We start from the raw sequence: 22,030 nt of genomic DNA on the forward strand, positions 1-22,030 counted from the left end.
TAATTTTTTTGGCTTTCCACGACTCCTGTCGGGGGCTTGCGTCCATCAGTCGATTTGAGATTTGAGATTTTAGATTTTAGATTGATTCCACAGATGAATCTGGGGGCTGGAACTAATATCTAATTTTTTTGGCTTTCCACGACTCCTGTCGGGGGCTTGCGTCCATCAGTCGATTTGAGATTTGAGATTTTAGATTTGAGATTTACTCCACAGATGAATTTGGGGGCTGGAACTAATATCTAATTTTTTTGCTGTCCACAATTCCTGTCGGGGGCTGGCATCCGTCAGTGGATTTTAGATTTTAGATTTGAGATTGACTCGACAGATGAATCTGCGGGCTTGTATCCGTCTTTGGGTAGGGTTAAATTTAACTTCTGTTGCGAAACTAGGGCGCGAGGCACAGATGACCCTTCGCGAGAAAACCGACAATTGATATTTATTTATATCTGTCGGCTCAGGTGATTTCTACCTAGCTGCATCATACCATTAGAGTTAGTCTAAAATCTCAATTCCCTTGAGTGCTGCGATTTCTTCGGAAATTGCCGCTATCATGAATATGCTGAAAACAGCGTGATTTCCAGCCGATGACTGGGGTGTCGCGCGATCGTCTAACCCTGAAAGCTCATAGTAAGATTCATCCGGCAGTCAACAAAATGGTAAACTGTTCGTGTCAGTACAAGACATTAAAACCTACCCCTGGACTGGGGGAAAGTCACGCCTAAAACATTGTAAGGAGATATCGCTACGCACACAACAGTGCAAACGTGGTGAGCCAGGGAACCTGAAAAATCAGGATATTAGGACTGCGAAGTCTTAAGAATCTCCGTCTGTTGAGAAAGCGGGGGTGTCAAATAATCGCCACGTATCAACCCGTCGAGGTTCAATCGCTAAAATAGTTCAGATCAGCACGCTTGCCCAAAGGCGTCAGGAACCCTTATGCAAAACTCTGTGGCAAAACACTACTTATGGGCTTTAGGTGAAGGGATCAAAGGGTGTAAGCCAGGCGATCTGATCGCTGGTCGCTACTTGGTCAAGCGCGATCGACTTCTTGTCGATACTCAACCCGAACACTTGCCGGAACTGCCCGATGAGATTCCGAGTGTTGTCACTCCTTATCTGAGACTGTTTGCCTATCAGTTGCACGTACCTCAAGTATACGGCCTGGTATCGTCCAAGATGAGCAAGCTATCGGGAGATATCTGGCTACTGGAAAACGTGCCTATTTTGAAGGTGACGGAATCTTTAATGCCGGAATTGGCGGATTCCTGGAAAGGAGCCGCAGCGATGCGCCAACTCAATTGGCTGTGGCAAATAGCCCAGTTGTGGCAGCCTTGTATCGCTCAGGGCGTGGCTTCGACGCTGCTGACTCCCGAACTGCTACGGGTGGAAGGGCAATTGGTGCGGTTTCTGGAATTGCAGCCCGATCGCAAACAGCCTCATTTGTCCCAGTTGGGCAAATTGTGGCAGCAGTGGCTCGAAGATGCTCACCCAACTATTGCCAATTTTTTGAGGCAACTTTGCCAGCAAATGGTTGCCGGTCAAGTGCGCCACGGCGAACAACTGATGAGCCAGTTGGATAAAGCTTTGGCAAAGTGCGGTCGATTTTACGATCGTCACGTTGAAATTGCCACGGGCACGGATGTAGGCAGATCCCGCGCTCACAACGAAGATGCTTGCTATCCGCCCAGCGGTACGCTGTTGGCAGGAAGCCCGGGTGCGGAAGCTTGCGCGATCGTCTGCGACGGTATCGGTGGACAAGACGGGGGCGAAGTCGCTTCGGAAGAAGCAATTGGTGTGCTGCGCGAAAAGTTGCAGCAAATGCCCCTACATCAAGCTAATTGGGACCCGTTGAGCCTGACTTCCAAGCTGGAACGGGCAGCTTGTGCTGCTAACGACAAGATAGCCAGTCGCAACGACAGCGAACACCGCCAAGGCCGCCAGCGGATGGGAACTACGCTAGTTATGGGTTTAGCCCACATTCACGAGCTTTACGTCGCCCACGTCGGAGACAGTCGGGCTTACTGGATTACCCGCACTGGCTGCTATCAACTTACTCTCGATGATAATGTGGCTTGCCGCGAGGTGCGTTTGGGCTACTCTCTCTACCGGGATGCTTTGGAACAAGTCGCCGCCGGAGCTCTGATTCAAGCTTTGGGCATTACTTCGTCCAACACTTTGCACCCGACTGTGCAGCGTTTTCCAGTGGATGAAGACTGCGTTTTGCTGCTGTGTTCCGACGGTTTGAGTGATAAAGACCGGGTTGAGGAATGTTGGGAAGCGGAGATTTTGCCAATTCTCGACGGTAGCATTAGTTTGGCTAAGGCGCGCGATCGACTGATTGAGATTGCTAATACTAGAAACGGTCACGATAACGTCACTGTTGCTTTAATTCACTGTCAAGCGCATTTGAGGGAAGACGGTAATACTTTTACAGAACTGTCTGTCGCACCTTTAGATACGCCGATCGAACTAATTTCCGATAGCGAGGATTTGCCAACGGATTTGAATGGGCCCACAAGCCTTGGCAATGGGAATTCTGAAGTAAAAACGCTGTTGTTACCGCCGGAAAAAAGCAAAAGTTTATTTTCGCTGCTGCTGAAAATTTTATTTTTATTAGGCTTGGGGGGTGTATTTGCTTATTTTTTCATCCCTCCGGTGGGTCGCGCGATCGATACTGCCGGGGAGTCGATTTTCGGGAAACGCGGTTTAATTAAAGCTGGAAAGACGCCGGAGAAAACAGTTGAATCTGTAGCTTCTCCGGTCAAATCTTTAGAAATCGGCTCGTTTATAGAGATTAAAAGTTCTGCGGCTGGGGAATTGGGAAAAGAGGGCGATCGCTTGGATTTGCGAGGCGCAATCGGTGAGTTGACTGTCAAAGGAACAGTCCCAGCCGGCAGCGTTTTGCAGGTGACAAACAAACAGCTTACGCCTCAAGGCAATTGGCTGGAATTGAAAGTTTGTTCGATTCCTGAAATAGTGCGATCGAACTCTCCCAAACCCGAGTCAAATAAAGATTTTTCTACAGTTTCAAAACCGACACTGAATCCATCTCCCGCTGTGGCAACTCCCACTCCCTCGCCTTCCCCGCCAGTTAAGCCAACAGTTGAAGTAGAAAGCGCCAACCTGCAACCGGGAGAAATTGGATGGATTCAAGAACAAGCTGCTGTTGATAAGGTACTCTCCAACCCAGCCCCCAACCTTAATCAACAGGGAAAATGCGTTAATTCTGACTCAACTCCCAATGCTAATTAAACTGTTAATGCTAGCTCCGACCGAGGTAATTTGAGTAACTTTAGGAAAATGGAAGATGCAGCTTGCTAAAAATATAATAGTTTAAGGCATACACAGAGTTCAAATAAAATTTGAGGCCGCTCAAGCCGAAGATTCATCAACTTCTTGATTCCCGATCAAACTATGACGAAAATTACAGACTATTTCCAGGGAGTTTATGCGGTAAATCTCCCTGAAAGGAAAGACCGACGGCAACTCATAGTCAAGGAATTAGAGAAAGCAGGAATGCCCCTCACGCCCCATAAGGTTGAGATATTTCCCGCAATCCGCCCCGACGAAGTTGGAGGTTTCCCCAGCATTGGGGCGAGGGGATGCTTTTACAGTCATTTAGCTATCCTCAAGCAGGCAAAAGACAAGGGGTTGAGCAATATTTTGATTGTAGAAGACGACCTAGAAATTTCAGCAAAGTTCACAACAGACCAAGCTGTTATCCTCGAACAACTCTGTCAGCAAGATTGGGATTTCGTCTACTTCGGACACGTCGAAGAGGTTGAACAAAAGTCTCCTGTCGCCCTCGTACCCTTTTCTGAGGGGCTGATGACCGCTCATTTTTACGCTGTCAATGGCAGGATTTTCGATCGCCTCCTGCGGTTTCTGGAAGAACTGCAACAGCGACCTCCGGGACATCCCGACGGCGGCCCGATGCACCTCGACGGAGCTTATTCTACTTTCCGATCTCAAAATCCCGATGTTGTCACCTTGATTGCTTCTCCAAACCTGGGGTGGCAAAGGAGTTCCCGTAGTGACATCACTCCTAAGTGGTTTGACCGTGTACCTGGGTTGAGTCGATTGGTAGGTGCAGGAAGAACCAGCAAAACAAGGCTGAAGCGTTGGCTTTCTAGTTAATTGAATTCGATTTTAAAATCCTTCGCTTATATCAAATCTGTTAGCACAATCGCCCGGAAAATAATTAATACCAAATCCGGGTTTATTAGTCCCTTTATGAAGGCGGCGGTTGAAACCTTTTGACCTCAAACTCTACAAATAAAGTCTGCCGGAGTTTACGCGACACGACGTAGCCTCAAACAGACAAGCGAGATCGATGGGATATTTAAGCCGGATTTGGTATCAGCATATTTGATATGATGCTTGATTCTAACCTAATTTGTTAGATACTTCTGCCAGTTTAGTCACCATTTGGGATACGGCTTTGTCAACTGCCTCGCTCAAAAGTGAGTCTTCATTGCTGCTGCCAGAATTGCCGCCAATACCCCTAACGGAAATATTAGAAGCGCTTTGATCTGCTTCTCCTACTGCTTTGGCAGTGGCAAGAATATCTCCCGAAGCTGTACCGATTAACCGCACATCTATTTGAACGGTAGCTTTGGTTTTTTGTGAACCGGCGCCGATTCCCATGAAACTGCCGCCGCCGGATTGTTTGTCGATATTAAACTTGGTAATGGTGCCGATGAGCACGGCGTCAACTCCTAATTGTTTGCCAATTTCGGCTGCTGTCCCGGCATCCATCGCGCCGCTGCGATTTTGCTGTTTGAGCACTTGTTCGAGTTTGCTGCGATCGACTACTGTATAAGTGCCGTTGTTGACCATAGTGAATGGGATTCAAGCCCCGTCCTTATAGGACGGCTTTTTATTTAGTTCCGGCAATCGAGCAATCATACTCCTAATCAATTCGGATTGAGTCATACCTCGCCTAGCAGCTTCATCAACAAGTTGCTTTTTTTCGGATTTTGTTACCCTCAAAAATATTTTTTTAGTTTTCATGCTTGTCCTGTCAAATGGCAATACATACAGTATAATTGAAGCAAGGAGGAAAAGACTTGAAAGCAAGATACCAGTATCGTTTTTATCCAACAAACCAACAACAGCAGAGTTTAGCTCGGTTGTTTGGTTGCGTCCGCGTTGTGTATAACGATGCTCTTGCGATCTGCAAACAATCCGAAAAGAAGCCAAAGTCCGCAGAGCTTCAAAAAACAGTCATCACTCAGGCAAAAAAGACTGAAGAAAGGGCGTGGTTGAGCGAAGTTTCAAACATTCCATTACAGCAGTCTGTAGCCGACCTAGAGATAGCTTTTAAGAACTTTTTCGACTCCTGTAAGGGAAAGAGAAAAGGGAGGAAAGTTGGCTATCCTAAATTCAAAAAACGGACTAACAGCCAATCAGCAAGGCTTACCCGTGGGGGATTCTCTATTAAAGACGGAGGTGTTTATCTTGCAAAGATAGGTGTTGTTAAACCCATCTGGTCAAGAGAGTTCCCTGCAAGTCCTAGCTCTGTAACTGTTATCAAAGATTGCGCTAACCGTTATTTTTTAAGCTTTGTCGTAGATATTGAACCAATAAGTGTTGAAGCTAAGAACCAAAGCATCGGCATTGATTTGGGCATCAAAACATTTGCGGTAATGAGCAACGGTGAAAAGGCTGTGAGTCCCAGCTACAAAGCGCTAGATCGTAGAGTGCGTCAACTCCAGAGGCGGTTGGCTCGACAACAAAAAGACTCCAAGAGGCGAAACCGAACTAGGATTCAGATTGCCAAACGGCACAACCAAATTGCTGATACCCGTAAAGACTTCCTGCACAAATTATCAACCCAAGTCGTTAGCGAAAACCAAACTATCGTACTGGAAGATTTGAACGTGTCAGGGATGGTTAAAAACCGCAAACTGTCCAGGGTAATTAGTCAGCAAGGGTGGCGAGAGTTTAGGGTATTGGTTGAGGCAAAATCCGAGAAGTATGGCAGGAAGTTTGTAGTCATTAGCCGATGGGAACCTACCAGCCAAACCTGCTCTGATTGTGGTTACAGATGGGGCAAAGTTGATTTATCGGTGCGTTCTATTCTTTGTTTAGGCTGTGGCAGCGAACATGATAGAGACAAAAACGCATCTATAAATATAGAAAAAGTCGGCACGGGGCATCGGCACGACTCTAAATGTACGTCGAGACAGAGTAAGACTACCGGGCGTAGCGTCCGTCAATGAAGCGTAAAGAATCACCGCTCGTTCACGACGGTGAGTATGTCAAGAGTTCGTTGATTAACAGTTCGCTGATGCCTTTGGCGGCGCCGACTCCCCTGTAGGAAGTGTAATAGCTGTTGGTGGGGCCGTAGTCGAAGTCCATGACGACGAGGCGCTTTTTGGCAGTTGCTTGGGCGAGTTGGGTTGCTGGTTGGGTGCTGGCTGGTGTGGCGATCGCACTTAATGAAACGCCTGCTAGCATTAGGGTAGCGAGGGAAATGCTGGTTAAGCGAGATCTGGTGGTTCTTTTCATAAAGCTTACCTCACAGTTGTGTTGTGCTGACTCTAGAATACTTTACGGAACAGCCCGATTTGACATACCCCTGCCTAAAGGCGAGGGGATTCTTGATTCGCAGGGATTCCAATGAATTTACTTGCAGGCAAGCATCTTGACCGTATGCCCTACGGCTGCAAGTCCTCTAATTAGAACTACTTGAGCGGCTGCAACATCTCTGTCCGTTGTATAGCAACAGTTCGAGCATGAATGAGTACGCTCATCAAGCTGTTTTTTTCCTGTTTCTGCTAGACAATTGGGGCAAATTTGACTCGTTTTATGAGCACTTACCTTCTGAAAGTACACGCCATATTTCAAACAAGTTTGCTCGCTTGATTGTGAAGAATTGACCCCAGCTTGCGTCTAAGCAGTGTTTCCCTAGCATCGCCCTAGACAGCCCAATCAGATTCAGATCCTCAACGAAAATCATTCCCACGTTTTGGCAGATTTGATGAGATAATTTACGATGCCAATCTTTCCGACTGTTAGCAACGTATTCATGCAGTTTGGCGACTTTCTTTTGAGCTTTACGCCAATTGTTAGAACCTAGTTTTTTACGACAGACACGTTGTTGCAGCAATTTAAGCTTGCGTTCTGCGTCTTTAAAAAATCTTTGGCGCTTGACTAAAAGACCGTTAGAAGTTGCTAGAAAATTAGTTAGTCCCACATCAATTCCGATACCTTCACCGTGGGGCATTAGAGTGGGTACTGAAACGTCCCATTGTAGGGCTAACATCACGTACCAACCGCTAACCCTACGGACTATCCTTGCTTGCTTAATCGTTGCACCATCAGGGATAGGACGTGATTGATGAAACTTAACCAAACCAATTTTAGGGAGCTTCACCGCTTGATTTTGGACAGGGTTAACCCCCAATTGCGGGAATACAAACGATCGCATTGTTCCTGCTTTCTTAAAGCGGGGGAAACCGTGTTTTTGTTCCCACATACTCACAAACGCTTTTTCAAGCCTTTTGAGTGTTTGCTGTAGGACGTGTACTTGGACGGCAGCCAAAGTGGGTATGTTTGCCCTAGCCGTAGTTAAACTTTTGCACTGGCTTGCATAAGTTGGTCGCGCAAGTTTCGGCCCGAATGATGAACTCAGATCGGATAGAGCAAGCGTTAATTCGACAACTACGAGACTCAAACCAATGTTTACGCAGGGCCAATGCGTAGTTGTATACGCGACGGCATTGTTCTAGCCAATCTTCAAAGATTGCTATTTGTCCTGCCGTTGGTTTGAGTTTGAATTCGTAGACTAAATGAAACATTTGCTCTATCCTCCTACCTGATTATATCACAACCATGAGCGAACGTAGGAACGCTTTTTCAAGAACTCTAATTAAAGCCGTCCTAAAAGGACTGGGCACAGCACCCAAATTTTCGGTCAGGGTTGGGGGTGAGGAGGTTGGAATTGGCGGGTTTTAGTGTTTTTTGACTTTCAACAGGCTTAATTTTTGTTAATGAACCGCAGAGGACGCAGAGGACACAGACTAAAGGTGGCAAGAACCGCACAGCCATCCAAAATTCCTCTTACACCCCAGATTCCATAAAACCCATCAACCAATTAGCCATCGTCGCCCTGCGAGTCTGTCGGGGCCCGAATTCCCCAATTTTATAGCCTTTAAAGCCTAATTTTTCCTTCAGCAACTGCTTGTTTTCTGGAGGGGTCGATCGAGTCAATTTCACTGTCGCCGGCCTAGAATCGATAAAATCCGGCGGTTCCGGGTACTCTTGCCGCCACTCGGCTGCAACACCTGCACTGTTCCACTTGCCAGTCTCGGCATCCCAGCGGTAGCCCAGATACTGCCAAACTAATCGGTTGACAGCAGCATCGTCGATTTCTTCGTTGAGAATAGCCCAAATAGTTTCGTTATTCAGCGGTGGTAATTCAGACATGAGCGCGATCGAATCGGAAATAAAAAAAGTTTAACTCACATTAGATAACATTATCAGGAACGGGCTCTCCGGCCCGTTCCACAAAAAATCCTAGGAATTTGTTTGTGGGGAGTAGGGGTTGGGCACGCGAACCCCGCCCAAAATGCCACCCCAAAAAAATTAATTATTCAAAATTCCGTCTTTCTGGGCCATAGAAAGCATTAAGTCAATTACGCGGCTAGAATAACCCCACTCGTTGTCGTACCAGGAAACCACTTTAAAAAACTTAGAATTCAGTTCAATTCCCGCACCTGCATCGAAAATGCTCGATCGCGCGTCGCCCTGAAAATCTGTCGAAACTACCGCATCCTCAGTATATCCAAGAATGCCTTTGAGTTCGCCCTCCGAAGCTTTTTTCATTGCCTCGCAAATTTCTTTATAGCTAGTTTCCTTCGCTGTTTTGAAAGTAAGGTCAACTACAGACACGTCGGGAGTTGGCACCCGCAAAGCCATTCCCGTCAATTTTCCTTTCAATTCTGGCAACACCAAAGTAACAGCTTTCGCTGCACCGGTCGAAGATGGAATAATATTTTGAGCCGCACCGCGTCCTCCCCGCCAATCTTTTTGGCTGGGCCCGTCTACAGTTGGTTGAGTAGCTGTCATTGCGTGAACTGTCGTCATTAAACCTTCTTCCAATCCGAAGTTATCGTTAATAACTTTGGCAATTGGTGCTAAACAATTCGTCGTACAGCTAGCATTAGAAACAACCGTATCTTTTGTCGGGTCAAATTTGTGGTGGTTGACGCCTACTAGAAAAGTTGGAACTTTTTCCGGGTCTTTTGTCGGTGCTGAAAGTATTACTCGTTTTGCTCCCGCTGTCAAGTGTTTTGATGCGCCTTCAAAATCTGTAAACAATCCGGTAGATTCTACAACATAATCTGCGCCGGATTTACCCCAGGGCAATTCGGCAGGATTTCTAATCGCTGTACAGGGGATAAAATTTCCGTCAACGACAATCCCGTCTGGTTTGCTTTCAACTTCGCCGTCGTAAATGCCGTGGGTGGAGTCGTATTTGAAAAGATAAGCCAGGTTTTCTGGCGAAACTAAGTCGTTAATGCCGACAAATTCGATGTTGGGGTTTTTGATGCCGGCACGCATGACTAGCCGTCCGATGCGACCAAATCCGTTGATGCCGACTTTTAATGCAGCCATGTTTAAACTCCTATTGAAAATATCGTTAGTCGATCGGGCGTTAGCGTTAGCTTTCGCGATCCGAAGGAAAGCCCGCCTTTACGGGGGCTACGCCAACGAAGAGGATCGCCTGTTGTGGCTTAGAATTTACCACGCTAACGGATTTTTGCAACTGATTCTTTTCTATCTCTTAAGAATTCTGAATTCTCCCCCGGCTGGGAAGGGCAATTCATCCTGAAATGACCGCTGACTAATGGCTAATGGCTGATTTTTGTCAACTTGTAAAAGTGCTATAATAGACAGAAAATATTTTCAAAATTGCATTTTTTCAATCAGCCTAAAGTAATAATAAAAAACTTATCCAAAAGGAGAAACGGATTAGCATTCTCACTAATGGCGATTGTCGGAACCAAAGCCTAGGATTAAAGTCGCAGATACGCGTATGGACACAGCACTGCCGTGTCCATACACTTATGGCGTACAATCTATAGCAATCCTTGCAGGAGTCGTAATTTTTTTACCCCACCCCAACCCTCCCCGAACTCGCAGGGAGGGAGTAAGAAATTTACAAATGATGCGAGGATTGCTATAGGTGTAGCTCAAATTTTCCGAATTGGTATAATCACCAATCACTAATGACTAATGACTACCCGACGCACCTAGTAATTAGCAATTCCACCGCATCTGAAATAAAACAGGACCCACCAAATTTATTGAGTACGGGTCTAATGTTTTCTGCAACTGCTGAAACTTGAGCTGGTGAACAAAAAGCAAGCACATAAATGTTATCCAGCGCCGTCATTGATGAATCACGGGAAACGTGATCCCTAGTGCTTTTTCCAGCGACATCACGAATCACCGCATAATCGGGTACGCCAGCTTTGTCTAAACCGTCTAAAATCTTGCCGAGTTCTACTGAGTGGGCTATGATTTCTACTCTTTTGACTGACTCCATCATCTCACCTCCAAAACATATTGATTCCGTATAGATACAGGGGAATGCCTACAATGATATTAAATGGAAATGTCACTGCTAAGGCCGTTGAAATGTAAAGACTTGGATTCGCTTCGGGAACAGTTAGGCGCATGGCTGCTGGTACTGCTATATAAGAAGCACTCGCGCACAATACGGCAAACAACAAAGTGTCTCCCTGCGGCATTCCGATTAATTTGGCTATTAGCAAAGCAATTACTGCGTTGACTATGGGAATTAGGATTGCAAAGCCGATCAGAAAAACTCCTGCTTCTTGCAAATCTTTAATTCTGCTAGCCGCAACCAGCCCCATGTCTAGCAAGAAAAAAGTCAGAACTCCGTAAAACAAGTCTTGAGTAAACGGACTCATAACTTCCCAACCATGTTCTCCTGTCAGTACGCCCATAATTAGGCTGCCAATCAGCAGAAAAACAGAACTGTTTAGGAATGCTTCTTGCAACACTTCTGACCAAACTATTTCGCGTTTTCCTTCTTCCCCGCCAAATACACTGACTAGAATCAGACCGACTATAATTGCTGGGGATTCCATTAATGCTAGCGCGGCTACCATGTAACCGTCAAAGTCGATGCCCTGTGCTGTGAGGAAGGAGGTTGCGGTGATAAATGTGACGGCGCTGATGGAACCGTAGGTGGCTGCGATCGCTGCGGCATTGTAAGAGTCGAGTTTTATCCTCAGTATGAAAAAAGTATAAATTGGTACTAGCATTGACATCAGCATCGCTGCCAAAATTGTCAGGGCAACTTGCTGGTCAATGCCGCTTTTGGATAGTTCGACGCCGCCTTTAAATCCGATCGCAAACAGCAGGTACAGCGAAAACAGTTTGGGGATGGGGGCTGGAATTTCTAAATCAGATTTGAGAAAAATTGCCAGCATTCCCATGAAAAAAGCTAATATTGGGGGATTTAAGATATTTGACGATACTAAACTCAAATCCACGATCGGTCACTCCCATTTCTTGCGTTTTTAATATGACTTCCCCAGTAATTGTTGCACGAGAATGGATCAATAGACCGATCGAACTTTTGACTCAGAAGTTTGCTGAGGCTAAATATCCCCAAATACGGCAAAGGCGCACAGTAGACACCGTACAACGAGTAAGGTGTGCACTGTGAACCTGCAAGCTAAGTATTTTGGTTTAACTAAGCAACACCCAAATAAGACTCTAGGGCTTCGGAACCACCGATCAACTTGCCGTCGATAAATACTTGCGGCACAGTTGTAGCCCCAGTCATAGCCCGGAGCGATCGGGTTGTGATATCCCGACCCAAGACGATTTCTTCATAATCCAAGCCCTTTTGACTCAGCATTCCCTTAGCCTTAGCGCAGAAGGGACAGCCCATTTTTGTAAACAGCGAAACGACCTTCGGCTTGGTTGCTGCGGAGTTGATGTAGTTGAGCATCGTCTCGGCATCGGACACTTTGAAAGGGTCGCCCGGTTCCTCTGGCTCAATAAACATTTTTTCCACCACGCCATCTTTTACCAGCATCGAATAACGCCAAGACCGCTTCCCAAAACCTAAATCTGTTTTGTCTACCAGCATTCCCATGCCTTGAGTAAACTCGCCGTTACCGTCGGGAATTAACGTCACATTGTCTGCTTCTTGGTCTTTTGCCCACTCGTTCATCACAAAGGTGTCATTGACGGAAATGCAAACGATTTCATCTACGCCGTTTTCTTTAAAAACTTTCGCCAATTCGTTGTAACCGGGGAGGTGCGTTGACGAACAAGTGGGAGTAAAAGCTCCCGGCAGCGAGAACACTACTACGGTTTTACCTGCAAATATATCATCGGTGGTGACATCCACCCACTCGTTGTCTTTGCGAGTGCGAAAGGTGACTTTGGGTACTCTTTGACCTTCTTGGTTCGTCAGCATGATTTTAAATTCTTAGGTACTTGGGTTCAATTCCTTTGCTTATTATAGCGTACTCATAACGAGTATGACTTGTCAAGGGGAGGCGAGTTTTTTTTCTCGGACTTGGGCGCGCGCGCGAGTTCAGTTCATTGTCTTTGCGACAGCTAGCAGATTTAAAACTTGCTGTTTAAGTAAGTCGGCAATTCTGTCTCCATTCCTTTGCTGCTGCTAACGGGTGAGGATTTTTGGCTCTTCATTAGCTAGTATGCTAAACTAACAATCAAACTGCCAAGTAAGCAAACATCTAACTCGGAAGTTTTCAAAGTTTATAAATCCGTAAGCCGAACGTTTAATCAACTTGAGTTTATTGTTGATGCCTTCGACAACACCACTGGTAGTCTTATAATCGAAGTAAGCAATAATCTCATCTAGCCAACGAATAATAGTGTTCTGACTATCGGTAAAATATTTTTTAGCTCTTGACAACCATCTTCCCACTTGCCACAAACCGACTAACCAATTATTAGCCCGATCGAAAAATTTTCTAATTTCTTATTTTAATTCAAGCAGAGTTTTGAGAGTAGAAGATACATTTTTAACTTGCATTAGTTTAGCTTTTTGCTCTTCATTTATATCTGATTGGTTCTTCAATAACACATATTTACTTTTCTTCAATGCTTCTAAAACTTTCTCCGGGGCTGCTTTTTGTTCTGACGATTCTGCTTTTTTAATTAAATCTTCTACCTGTCTCTTCTCTCCCTTCCTTTGGGCATCTAATTCCTTATTTATTTGTGCCATTACATGAAATCTGTCGGCGACCACCTGAGCATTTGGCATCAACTCTCTCACTACATTTCTGTAACTTTTCCACAAATCTATACTTACTTCTTCTATTTGCTCTAATACTTCTTTACCCCATCCGAGCATTACTTCCTTAATTTCTTCTTGTTTCCTTCCTGCCAATATCGCGATTAGCTTAGACTTCTCTAAATCTATTAATACTGCACAGTAATTTCCTTTTCCTTTAATTAGAGCTATTTCATCTATCCCTAATCTCTTCAACTCGCTAGGCTGGGCTTTTAAGTATTCTTTCGATGCGTCTTTTAACATCCTTTCTATTTCTTCTGTTGTCACGACCCCTTTTTTCGCTACGCTGTGGATATCATTCTCTAACACTTCTTGGATTATTGCTCTTGCTAGCCGTTTCGTATAGGTTCTTCTTTTTTTGACCAACTCCAACTCTTCACTAAATGGCTTGAGACATTTTTCACACTTAAACTGTCGTCGGTTGATTTCTAAAAATACGAACTTCTCTCCCCAAGGTAAATCTTTGACTAGGTATCTATGATTTTGATGTAATCTATGACTTTTTTTCCACAACGTGGACAGTTACTTTCCTTACCGATTCCTTCCACCTGTAAAATTATTCCAATCCCTTCATACTGGCGATGTGAGATTACTTTTATTTCCTCTATATTCAACAGCTCTGTTAAAAACTTTATCTCCTTGTTCGTTCTCATGGCTGTTCAATCCACCTCACCCCTCTAGCTTTTGCTTATATTTAATAATAAATGAGCTTCCTCTGTCAACCCCGGTAATGACTCTCCCAGCTATTTTCCTAGCTTCATTTGTCTTTCTTTCCTGGCGCCAGCTATTCATTTAGCATATTAACTACTGAAGAGCCAAAAAAAGAGCGATCGCACTTCAACAATAGAAGGGCGATCGCTCTTTCAGCAGCTAAATCAATTTTCACTCGCCTTGGAGTAGGTGATAAGCACCTAAACCAATTGCTATACCTAATACTGCGGGAGCCGCAACAGCAGCAGCAATGGCAACGCTACCACCAACCGTAGCAGCAGCAATACCTCCGCCAACACCTCCAATTGTTGATGCAACTTGTCCTGCTATTCTTCCATTTTTTCGTGCTTCACGTTCGCGTTCAGTCAAAGCTTCATCATCTTCAAGTATCTTGCCAACTATGAAATCAGCAGCTAATCCACTGGCTATGCCACCCACACCTACAATACCAGCAGCCGCTTTACCCGCTACAGCAGGCGCTTGTTTAAGCCCTACATTGATGAGAACTTTAGATATAGGGTCAGCAGATTTAATAGCAGCTTCAGTGGCGATTTTAGTTGCAAACTTGGTTCCTGCGCCAATAGCGCTTCCTTGAACTAAACCAGCAACTCCAGCTTGAGCTTGTGCTACTTGTTCACTCTTATATTTTCCTGTTTTGCACCAATAAGCAAAATGCTCACAATTATTGCTGAAAATGTCATATCCTTTTTCGCCTAACCTGCCCTCTGCTCGTCTGACTACTGAATCATCTGAATAACATTTTCCATACTCCTTTACATTAATTTTGTTTCCTGATGCAAAATCTTTTTTAGAAATACGACAAATTTTTTCACCCCCACGCCTTCCGAAATGAATAACACTATCATCGCCACAGTCGATACCGTGATGAGTGTATCCAACGTGTTGAATGTAGATATGATCGCCTTTTGCCATAGCTTGTAACTACGTGAGGTTCAATAAGTATTGAATATCACAGATAACCAGGCTCAGTCAATACGGGAAAACACTTAGACGCTCTGCAAGAAGTTAAAAATAGTGGCAACAATGATTCAAGATTTATTTAATGGCATTCTAGCGAAATTTTTGAGAGAATCTGCAATTATCTCGATCGCAATTTTTGCAAGTGATGCAATCCTTGGGACGGCGTTCATTTGTTGAAAAAATCCCGGAGGGCGATCGCACATTTTTTACTCTTGCACCGATACTAAAAGAGTATGTCAAAACCAACTATTCCCGCCCAAACATAGAAAAAGAAGCCCGATCGCCCTTATAATATCCTTAGTATTGGGAAGCCAAAAACCATGTCACTCACACAAACCCAAGTAACCTATACTGAAGCTTTGGCCAATCTTGATGAACTGTGCGAACAAGTCATCAGCGATCGCGATGCCATCATCATCACCCGCAAAGACGGCGAAAACGTAGCCTTAATTGCCGCTGACGAGTTGGCAAGCTTATTGGAGACATTGCACCTGCTGCGATCGCCCAAAAATGCCGATCGCTTGTTAAGTGCTCTGAAACACGCAAAAGATAGAACAGTCAAAACTCAGACTGTCAGTGAATTATCGGGAACTTAGAAATGTGCGATCGACCTTTTGGTAAAAATTGGGAATGCGCGATCGACCTTTGTTTATTGAATTGACTTTTCAGTCCTCTTTTAGAGGACTTTTGCTATGAGACGGGGGTTTTCAACCCCCGGCGGACTTGCGGGTTAGCGAAGAGATTTTGGCGGCCCAAAAGTGCGATTCCTACGGGATAGCTACGCACGCGCGTACTTTTTCCACATCATTCTCTAATATGGAATCCAATCTAACTTATCGATCCATTCTTCCGCTTCAGTAGTATCCCAAATAAAATGAATTGTTTCTGCCCATCTGCCGATACTTCCACTTGGACGCACCCAAACTAATCCCCAACTTTGTCCCCCAGCCGCCCAATGTTCCTCCAAATGTCCGGGAATACTTTTGCGATTATCCGTCACCAATAATCGTTTCGATGATTCCAAATAAATGAGAATCTCTGGATCTAAAGTTCCGAATGGCGGTGCAGTTGAATCACCCACCCGTAAAATATCTATCTCCGGTTGAAGTTTTAAAACAGCACTTTTGAGCTTAGGTGGCAAATTTTCATCGAGTAAAAAACGAATTTTCACTTCAGGTTAAGTAACTCCTGTTCTCGCTGTGCTTTGATTGCTCTCAAACGCAATGCTAGAGGAGATGGATTAGCCAACCATTCCTGATAGCGTTCTTCCCGCCACTTCGCCAGCCGCAACATATAAGCATCCATCTGCCTCCGATTTTGCAGATAATAAGTTAGCGTCGCGTAAATTTTCTCTAAATTCAAACTTGGTAATTCTTCCAGAATTTGGTCTGGCGAATATCCATCCAAGTAATATTTAATTACATCGTCAATGCCGATCCGATGTCCTTTGATGCGGATGTCATCGGGGTCGAGAAATTCAAAATAGTCTTCTAATTGCATCGGTTAATCTCCGAATACTTAGTTAATCGCATTTTATCATATGGAAAAGGGCGATCGACCTTATATAATAGAAACTTGTTACGATCGCCCTTTATCCCCCTATCATGCTCCAAATCCGTTGCCGTCCCCCCAGCACATCCGTCTCCGTACTCTACTTAGGCCGATCGCACAGCAGCAGATTCAGCAACAATTTCTTCATCTTTCTCACTCAAACCAGTTCCAAATTCAGTGTACTGCCGCACTTGAGGATGCCTAAAACCGAGTACAATATCTTCTTTAGGAACACCGGCGGCCAGTAAATCCGTCGCCACTCCTTCTTCGGTATCATCATATTGAATCCAGATTTTATCGCCGATTAAATTGATGTGGATTGGTGTGGCGTGAAGGTAATTGTCATCATTCCAACCTATATCCAAAACTAAATATCCTCCTCGTTCCTCATCAAATAACAGTTGAGAATGATAGCCGTCAGGTATAGTATTGCGGTATTTAGCGTGTTCCTGAAGTATGCTTTTGATAATTTCTTGGTATCTCAATCGGGTATCCATTGAAGTCTTTCCTCACTTTTTACATCAAAAACAATCAGTTTAACAATTTGATTTTTTAATAACACTTGCCCTAGTTCTATGGTAAATACGCTCTTAAAAGCAGGCTTAGAAATTGCCAAATAGAGACTTCTATCGATCCGCATTTCATTAAGCACTTGGCGGTAAAGAACGTACTGCCCCAAAGCCTGCTCCAAATCTTTTACATCCGATCGTCCCACAAAACTTTTGACCTCAACAACAATTTTTTAGGTTCCTTTTTCGGCATTAATTAGACGCTCTGCACCCAGGTCGGCAGATAAACGCTTGCGACCAATTTGCAGGGGAAAGGGATCGTGAGTAATTATCCAACCATCTTTTTGTAAGGCACGCTTAACTGTATCGTGATAAATATCTTTAGCTGGCACGCATTAGCTCTCAGGCTAGGAGGATTTACTGTAACCATTATATAATACGTTGAAACTTGTTACGATCGCGGTAAGGTATAAATCCCCAGCCTAAAAACCTCGCTGTCAACTGTCAACTGTCAACTGTCAACTGTCAACTGTTTATCCCCCTATCATGCTTCAAATCCGCCGTCGTCCCCCCAGCACATCAGTCTCCGTACTCTACCTCAGCTACCAAATCGCCGTACCCGACGCCGAACCCCAGCACATCCTCGAAGAAATCGTCTGGGAAAAAGAAGCTGAAGTGGCCCAAAAGCGCGATCGCACTCCCTTATCCGAACTTCACAAAAAACTCCCCTTTGCACCGCCTACTCGCGACTTTCTTGCCGCCCTTAAAAACGGCAAAACCACACCCGCTATCATCGCCGAAGTCAAAAAAGCTTCCCCCAGCAAAGGCGTAATTCGCGAAGATTTTGACCCAGTGGCGATCGCCCTAGCTTACCAACAAAACGGCGCTAGCTGCATCTCCGTACTCACCGATGAAAAGTTCTTTCAAGGCAGTTTCGACAACCTCGCTAAAATCCGTGCCGCCGTCGATTTACCCTTACTTTGCAAAGAGTTTATTATCTATCCCTACCAAATCTATCTCGCCCGGATTCACGGCGCAGATGCTGTATTGTTAATCGCAGCCATTCTATCTGACAAAGACTTACAATACTTTGTTAAAATTGTCAAGACATTGGGCATGACAGCTTTAATAGAAGTTCACACTCTCGAAGAACTCGATCGAGTATTAACCCTAGAAGGCGTCAGCCTAATCGGCATCAACAACCGCAACCTAGCAGACTTTTCCGTCAGCCTAGAAACTACCGGTCAACTATTAGCCGATCGACAAACCGAAATCCAAGCAAAAGGCATCCTCATCGTCAGCGAGTCAGGAATCCACACTCCCGACGACCTAGCTAAACTTGCCACCGCAGGCGCCGAAGCCGTCCTCATCGGCGAATCTCTGGTCAAACAGCCCGATCCGGGTGCAGCTTTAGCCTCCCTTGCCGATCGCCCTCCCAGCCTGTGAAAGGCGAGACCGCTTGACAAAGCACCCTTAATTCTGATAAAAAGTGATTAAGTAGGTAAATAATGAGAATTTCTAGCCTGCATCGACTCAAGCGCTACTGTAAAAAAGAAATAGCACTGAAAGCTATATTGCATAGAAATATTTTGCCAGAAAGCAATTAAATCTATTCTGTAAGCCTGTCGATCGCAAGATTTAGCGTGTCCAACGCCCCCAGCCCCGAATATTCGATCGGCAAAGCAGAGGTTATTGGACGGTTAGAAAACAAATAAAAAATCGGGCATCTAATGTTCACCGTGATGCCTCATGCAATTGCAATGGGGTATCGGTTCGCTGAGGTATGTTAGCTTTCATGGAGCCAATCCCCCTTCCTTCGTACATTCATTATGAATTGCTACTTCAATTGTTAGAGCGCAAAACGATGTTTGCTGTCAGTCCACAATCGCCGCAGCAGCAACAAGTTCACCAACTTATTATTACATTGCGTAAAGCCCTTGCCATTCAAAAGCAATTAGAACAAAGCTGCGAGCGATCGAACTTAGCGGTAGAACATCGCTGGGCTCTAAATGAAATTAACCACAAGGGAGTTAAAAGTTAAAAAACTTAGAGTATCGACGCGACGTGACGTATCGTATTTGATTTATTCTATAGAACTCCCACAGAAAAACTTAGGACAATATCATGGACAACAAATTAATGCTGATGATTCCGGGCCCGACGCCGGTGCCTGAAGCGGCATTGTTAGCGATGGCAAAACACCCGATGGGCCACCGCAGCAAGGAATTTGACGCGATTTTTGCAGAATGTACCGAAAACTTGAAATGGCTGCACCAAACTAAAAGTGACGTGCTGAGTTTAACGGTTTCTGGTACCGGCGCGATGGAAGCTGGGATAATTAATTTCTTGAGTGCGGGCGATCGAGTTTTAGTCGGATGCAACGGCAAATTTGGCGAACGTTGGGCTGAAGTCGCCGAAGCTTACGGTTTAAACGCCGAAATTATTAAAGCCGAGTGGGGCCAACCTTTAGACCCCGAAAACTTCCGCGAAAAACTAGAAGCAGATACAGAGAAGCAAATCAAAGCTGTCATCATCACCCACTCGGAAACCTCCACCGGCGTCCTCAACGACCTCGAAACCATCAACCGCCACGTTAAGGCCCACGGTGAAGCTTTAATTATGGTCGATGCTGTCACTAGCTTAGGCGCTGTCAATATTCCGATGGACGCTTGGGGCATCGATGTCATTGCTTCGGGTTCTCAGAAAGCTTACATGATTCCTCCAGGTTTGGGTTTTGTGGCCGTCAGTCCCAAAGCTTGGGAAGCTTACAAAACTGCGAAACTGCCCCGCTATTATTTGGATTTGGGCAAATATAGCAAAGACGCAGCCAAAAATACCACTCCTTTTACTCCTCCTGTCAATATGTTTTTTGCCCTGCAAGCATCGCTGCAGATGATGAAAACAGAAGGGTTGGAAAATGTTTTCGCGCGACACAAACGGTTGATGACAACTACTCGCGCTGCTGTAAAAGCTTTAGGTTTGCCGTTGTTTGCTGCTGACGATGCCGCCAGCCCTGCGATTACTTCGGTGATGCCGCCAGAATCCGTAGATGCTCAAAAAGTGCGGACTTTGATGAGAAAGAGATTTGACATTGCTCTCGCCGACGGACAAGACCATTTGAAAGGTAAAATCTTCCGAATCGGTCATTTGGGCTTTGTGTGCGATCGCGATATTCTAGCAGCAATTTCCTCTTTAGAAGTTGTGCTGAGCGAATTGGGTCATGAAGGCTACACTCCGGGGGCCGGCGTTGCCGCGGCTGCCAAATTCTTGGCTGAATCCTAATCTCAGTTGTTAAAGGATTTTAGATTTTGGATTATCTCTAAAATCTAAAATCCTTTTAATATGCTTCGGATAACCAATCAAAGATTTTATCTAACTGTTCGAGAGTGACTAAACCGTATTGCCACAGAACCATCGGCAAGGAATTCGGGTCTCTATCGCGCTGCCGCTGTTTGTTATCGCCGACACGTTCGGCGACAGCAATTGACGCGGGCGAAATTGCCAAATCTTCTTGTAAAAATCGAATCAATCGAGTGTATTTAGCGGGTGCCATGTGATTTCACCTCTAAGTATAGGACACCATTTTCTGATGTGAACCTGATGTTTGTGATGAGTAATAAGCCAGTTTTAAATTTGTCTTGTTACCGTGGATAGCTTTTAAAACGCTATTAGCGGTTGAACTGCCAAACGTAATGCTGAGTGATACTGTAAAGCTAACCTTTCCCAAAAAGTGAAAGGTTTTGCAATTTTGCTGATGTCTGCCCGATCGACTGGTAATCGCGATCGAACCTAAACTGAATACCTCGGCATCTCTGCAGCGCGAATCAGAATAAATTCTGCTACCTAAAACTACTAAACCAAGTTCAGAGTTTAACTTCATCTGCCGAAATGCAGAATCCGCAAATCTACTTCGGCAAAATTAGTTAGATATTTCGATCAAACCCAAAACTGCTACCAGAAGTTAAGTTTGCCAATTACCGCCAATTAACTTGGCTCGTAGCATATTACTTTAGATAGGTTTAGTAGATTTAGCTCGATCGCCAGAACTTCCAGAGAATTTCTTTTCGTGTTGCTACACCTTGAGGCTGAGTATCGTCTCTCAGGATTGGTAACGAGTCGCTGACTCGTCTCATACCTGCGACCAACCATCTACAGCTTCCGGAAACAAGCTCAAGTCCTGACTGACTGAGATCGACATCGTAGCAAATCTTCCGGTGTTTGTACTGAATCTTACATTAATATTCTAATAGATTTTATCAATTTTTGTAAAGTTTCTAAATTTTCTCCGGTATTCCCAAGGCAGGGGGATCTCTGGGCGATGGAAACCGGGGGATTGTTTATCGATCGAGGTTTTCGTTAAAAAACTCGATTTCAATACGATCGCCCTTTTTGACACCGAGTTCAGCAGCCCGCCCGCCCCGGAGTTCAATAACTCGATCGACAGCAGTATTGGGCCCGTAGGTAGGACAAGGATCGGCAGTACAAGGAGGTGCAGAAACTTCGATCGCCTCAACCACCCCATCCCGGACAAAAATCATATCCAGAGAAATCTTGCAATTTTTCATCCAAAAATTGACCCGTCGCGCCGGTTTAAACTCAAACAGCATTCCTCTGTCATCCGGCAAAGAAGTTCTGTACATTAAACCCATAGCCTGCTGTTCCGGTGTTTTCGCCACTTCGAGTTCGATTGGGCGATCGCCTATCCGAGCTCTAGCAGAAACAGGCAGCACTTGACCCGATGTTATCGCCGTAGGAGACTCAGCCGCCAAAATACCAGTAGCACCAGCATTCGCGATCGGTAAAGTCGGCGAACATCCCAGCAAAAATATACTTACTCCAATACCGAGCAAATTAGTTAAATAACTCATAATTATTTTAGATTTTAGATTTTAGATTTTAGATGGGGCATGGGGCATAGGGCATGGGGCATGGGCATTGTTGACTAATGACTAATGACCAC

Annotated in this window: 26 protein-coding genes and 2 pseudogenes; 8 read left to right on the forward strand and 20 right to left on the reverse strand. The window is 45.0% G+C overall.

All coding sequences use genetic code 11. From position 1 onward, the window contains the following. Positions 1 to 936 precede the first annotated feature (936 nt). Entirely contained in the window at positions 937 to 3,252 is a 2,316-nt protein-coding gene (locus QT984_RS10770) for a protein phosphatase 2C domain-containing protein (RefSeq protein WP_333208860.1), read from the forward strand. A gap of 162 nt (positions 3,253 to 3,414) precedes the next feature. Then, positions 3,415 to 4,137 carry a glycosyltransferase family 25 protein gene (locus QT984_RS10775; RefSeq protein ID WP_333055088.1) on the forward strand — a complete coding sequence of 241 codons (723 nt, stop codon included), beginning with the start codon at positions 3,415 to 3,417 and terminating at the stop codon, positions 4,135 to 4,137. 249 nt (positions 4,138 to 4,386) lie between these two features. On the opposite strand, the gene QT984_RS10780 is transcribed toward QT984_RS10775, so the two are convergent. Together QT984_RS10780 and QT984_RS10785 are read right to left on the reverse strand one after the other, a co-directional pair. After that, a complete protein-coding gene (locus QT984_RS10780; RefSeq protein WP_333055087.1) occupies positions 4,387 to 4,839 on the reverse strand; it encodes a CsgG/HfaB family protein in 453 nt (150 codons plus the stop codon). 12 nt (positions 4,840 to 4,851) lie between these two features. Continuing rightward, positions 4,852 to 5,013 carry a plasmid mobilization protein gene (locus QT984_RS10785; protein WP_333269959.1) on the reverse strand — a complete coding sequence of 54 codons (162 nt, stop codon included), beginning with the start codon at positions 5,011 to 5,013 and terminating at the stop codon, positions 4,852 to 4,854. A 56-nt stretch (positions 5,014 to 5,069) separates the two neighbouring features. Between QT984_RS10785 and QT984_RS10790 the strand changes: the two genes are divergently transcribed. After that, complete coding sequence (locus tag QT984_RS10790) at positions 5,070 to 6,224, forward strand: transposase (RefSeq protein WP_333055086.1); 1,155 nt, start codon at positions 5,070 to 5,072, stop codon at positions 6,222 to 6,224. Positions 6,225 to 6,246: 22 nt separating this feature from the next. Here QT984_RS10790 and QT984_RS10795 read toward each other — a convergent pair whose 3' ends face one another. From QT984_RS10795 to QT984_RS10845, 11 genes and pseudogenes are all read right to left on the reverse strand, one after another. Next, the gene (locus tag QT984_RS10795) at positions 6,247 to 6,513 is read right to left on the reverse strand and encodes a hypothetical protein (RefSeq protein ID WP_333055085.1); all 267 of its coding nucleotides are present in this window, start codon (positions 6,511 to 6,513) and stop codon (positions 6,247 to 6,249) included. A gap of 117 nt (positions 6,514 to 6,630) precedes the next feature. Then, on the reverse strand, positions 6,631 to 6,840 hold the full coding sequence (locus QT984_RS10800; protein ID WP_333055084.1) for a zinc ribbon domain-containing protein: 210 nt from the start codon (positions 6,838 to 6,840) through the stop codon (positions 6,631 to 6,633). After that, positions 6,812 to 7,549: a transposase gene (locus QT984_RS10805; protein WP_333208856.1), complete on the reverse strand. Its 738-nt coding sequence runs from the start codon at positions 7,547 to 7,549 to the stop codon at positions 6,812 to 6,814. Before QT984_RS10805 ends, QT984_RS10800 begins: the two co-directional genes overlap by 29 nt. Before the next feature lie 16 nt (positions 7,550 to 7,565). Further along, positions 7,566 to 7,805 (reverse strand): helix-turn-helix domain-containing protein, encoded by a 240-nt coding sequence (locus tag QT984_RS10810; RefSeq protein ID WP_333055082.1) that lies wholly within the window; start codon positions 7,803 to 7,805, stop codon positions 7,566 to 7,568. 262 nt (positions 7,806 to 8,067) lie between these two features. Next, positions 8,068 to 8,433 carry a DUF1823 family protein gene (locus tag QT984_RS10815; protein WP_333055081.1) on the reverse strand — a complete coding sequence of 122 codons (366 nt, stop codon included), beginning with the start codon at positions 8,431 to 8,433 and terminating at the stop codon, positions 8,068 to 8,070. Positions 8,434 to 8,592: 159 nt separating this feature from the next. Beyond that, positions 8,593 to 9,624 (reverse strand): type I glyceraldehyde-3-phosphate dehydrogenase, encoded by a 1,032-nt coding sequence (gap, locus tag QT984_RS10820; protein WP_333055080.1) that lies wholly within the window; start codon positions 9,622 to 9,624, stop codon positions 8,593 to 8,595. Between the two features lie 625 nt (positions 9,625 to 10,249). Beyond that, positions 10,250 to 10,561 (reverse strand): P-II family nitrogen regulator, encoded by a 312-nt coding sequence (locus QT984_RS10825; protein ID WP_333055079.1) that lies wholly within the window; start codon positions 10,559 to 10,561, stop codon positions 10,250 to 10,252. A 1-nt stretch (position 10,562) separates the two neighbouring features. Continuing rightward, on the reverse strand, positions 10,563 to 11,534 hold the full coding sequence (locus QT984_RS10830; protein ID WP_333055078.1) for a sodium-dependent bicarbonate transport family permease: 972 nt from the start codon (positions 11,532 to 11,534) through the stop codon (positions 10,563 to 10,565). A gap of 203 nt (positions 11,535 to 11,737) precedes the next feature. Beyond that, positions 11,738 to 12,472 (reverse strand): glutathione peroxidase, encoded by a 735-nt coding sequence (locus QT984_RS10835; protein WP_333055077.1) that lies wholly within the window; start codon positions 12,470 to 12,472, stop codon positions 11,738 to 11,740. A 252-nt stretch (positions 12,473 to 12,724) separates the two neighbouring features. Next, a pseudogene (locus tag QT984_RS10840) lies at positions 12,725 to 13,971 on the reverse strand (ISL3 family transposase). Positions 13,972 to 14,200: 229 nt separating this feature from the next. Beyond that, the gene (locus QT984_RS10845) at positions 14,201 to 14,962 is read right to left on the reverse strand and encodes a lecithin retinol acyltransferase family protein (protein WP_333231851.1); all 762 of its coding nucleotides are present in this window, start codon (positions 14,960 to 14,962) and stop codon (positions 14,201 to 14,203) included. Between the two features lie 190 nt (positions 14,963 to 15,152). On the opposite strand from QT984_RS10845, the gene QT984_RS10850 reads away from it, so the two are divergent. Together QT984_RS10850 and QT984_RS10855 are read left to right on the forward strand one after the other, a co-directional pair. Then, positions 15,153 to 15,302 carry a hypothetical protein gene (locus tag QT984_RS10850; protein WP_333373972.1) on the forward strand — a complete coding sequence of 50 codons (150 nt, stop codon included), beginning with the start codon at positions 15,153 to 15,155 and terminating at the stop codon, positions 15,300 to 15,302. A gap of 28 nt (positions 15,303 to 15,330) precedes the next feature. Next, the gene (locus QT984_RS10855; RefSeq protein WP_333055075.1) at positions 15,331 to 15,606 is read left to right on the forward strand and encodes a type II toxin-antitoxin system Phd/YefM family antitoxin; all 276 of its coding nucleotides are present in this window, start codon (positions 15,331 to 15,333) and stop codon (positions 15,604 to 15,606) included. Positions 15,607 to 15,821: 215 nt separating this feature from the next. Here the strand turns inward: QT984_RS10855 and QT984_RS10860 are convergent, their stop codons facing one another. The 4 genes and pseudogenes from QT984_RS10860 to QT984_RS10875 all read right to left on the reverse strand — a co-directional run bounded on the left by QT984_RS10860 (position 15,822) and on the right by QT984_RS10875 (position 17,462). Next, on the reverse strand, positions 15,822 to 16,181 hold the full coding sequence (locus QT984_RS10860) for a DUF5615 family PIN-like protein (RefSeq protein ID WP_333055074.1): 360 nt from the start codon (positions 16,179 to 16,181) through the stop codon (positions 15,822 to 15,824). Then, positions 16,178 to 16,510, reverse strand: a complete 333-nt coding sequence (locus QT984_RS10865; RefSeq protein WP_333055073.1) for a DUF433 domain-containing protein — start codon at positions 16,508 to 16,510, stop codon at positions 16,178 to 16,180. The genes QT984_RS10860 and QT984_RS10865 overlap by 4 nt, the downstream gene beginning before the upstream one ends. 155 nt (positions 16,511 to 16,665) lie before the next feature. Beyond that, a complete protein-coding gene (locus QT984_RS10870) occupies positions 16,666 to 17,058 on the reverse strand; it encodes a XisI protein (protein ID WP_333055072.1) in 393 nt (130 codons plus the stop codon). Continuing rightward, positions 17,043 to 17,462: pseudogene (locus QT984_RS10875) on the reverse strand (element excision factor XisH family protein). The gene QT984_RS10870 and the pseudogene QT984_RS10875 overlap by 16 nt, the downstream one beginning before the upstream one ends. Positions 17,463 to 17,616: 154 nt before the next feature. On the opposite strand from QT984_RS10875, the gene trpC reads away from it, so the two are divergent. The 3 genes from trpC to QT984_RS10890 all read left to right on the forward strand — a co-directional run bounded on the left by trpC (position 17,617) and on the right by QT984_RS10890 (position 20,352). After that, positions 17,617 to 18,516, forward strand: coding sequence for an indole-3-glycerol phosphate synthase TrpC (gene trpC / locus QT984_RS10880; RefSeq protein ID WP_333055070.1), 900 nt, complete (start codon positions 17,617 to 17,619; stop codon positions 18,514 to 18,516). A 349-nt stretch (positions 18,517 to 18,865) separates the two neighbouring features. Next, the gene (locus tag QT984_RS10885; protein WP_333055069.1) at positions 18,866 to 19,111 is read left to right on the forward strand and encodes a DUF5340 domain-containing protein; all 246 of its coding nucleotides are present in this window, start codon (positions 18,866 to 18,868) and stop codon (positions 19,109 to 19,111) included. 83 nt (positions 19,112 to 19,194) lie between these two features. Continuing rightward, a complete protein-coding gene (locus QT984_RS10890; RefSeq protein ID WP_333055068.1) occupies positions 19,195 to 20,352 on the forward strand; it encodes an alanine--glyoxylate aminotransferase family protein in 1,158 nt (385 codons plus the stop codon). Between the two features lie 55 nt (positions 20,353 to 20,407). Here QT984_RS10890 and QT984_RS10895 read toward each other — a convergent pair whose 3' ends face one another. The 3 genes from QT984_RS10895 to QT984_RS10905 all read right to left on the reverse strand — a co-directional run bounded on the left by QT984_RS10895 (position 20,408) and on the right by QT984_RS10905 (position 21,938). After that, complete coding sequence (locus QT984_RS10895; RefSeq protein ID WP_015179531.1) at positions 20,408 to 20,623, reverse strand: DUF2949 domain-containing protein; 216 nt, start codon at positions 20,621 to 20,623, stop codon at positions 20,408 to 20,410. 12 nt (positions 20,624 to 20,635) lie between these two features. Further along, positions 20,636 to 20,950 carry a hypothetical protein gene (locus tag QT984_RS10900; protein ID WP_333055067.1) on the reverse strand — a complete coding sequence of 105 codons (315 nt, stop codon included), beginning with the start codon at positions 20,948 to 20,950 and terminating at the stop codon, positions 20,636 to 20,638. Positions 20,951 to 21,407: 457 nt separating this feature from the next. Continuing rightward, positions 21,408 to 21,938, reverse strand: coding sequence for a DUF192 domain-containing protein (locus QT984_RS10905; protein WP_333055066.1), 531 nt, complete (start codon positions 21,936 to 21,938; stop codon positions 21,408 to 21,410). Positions 21,939 to 22,030: the final 92 nt, after the last annotated feature.

This window comes from Microcoleus sp. Z1_B2 (assembly GCF_036700325.1).
GTDB lineage: Bacteria > Cyanobacteriota > Cyanobacteriia > Cyanobacteriales > Microcoleaceae > Microcoleus.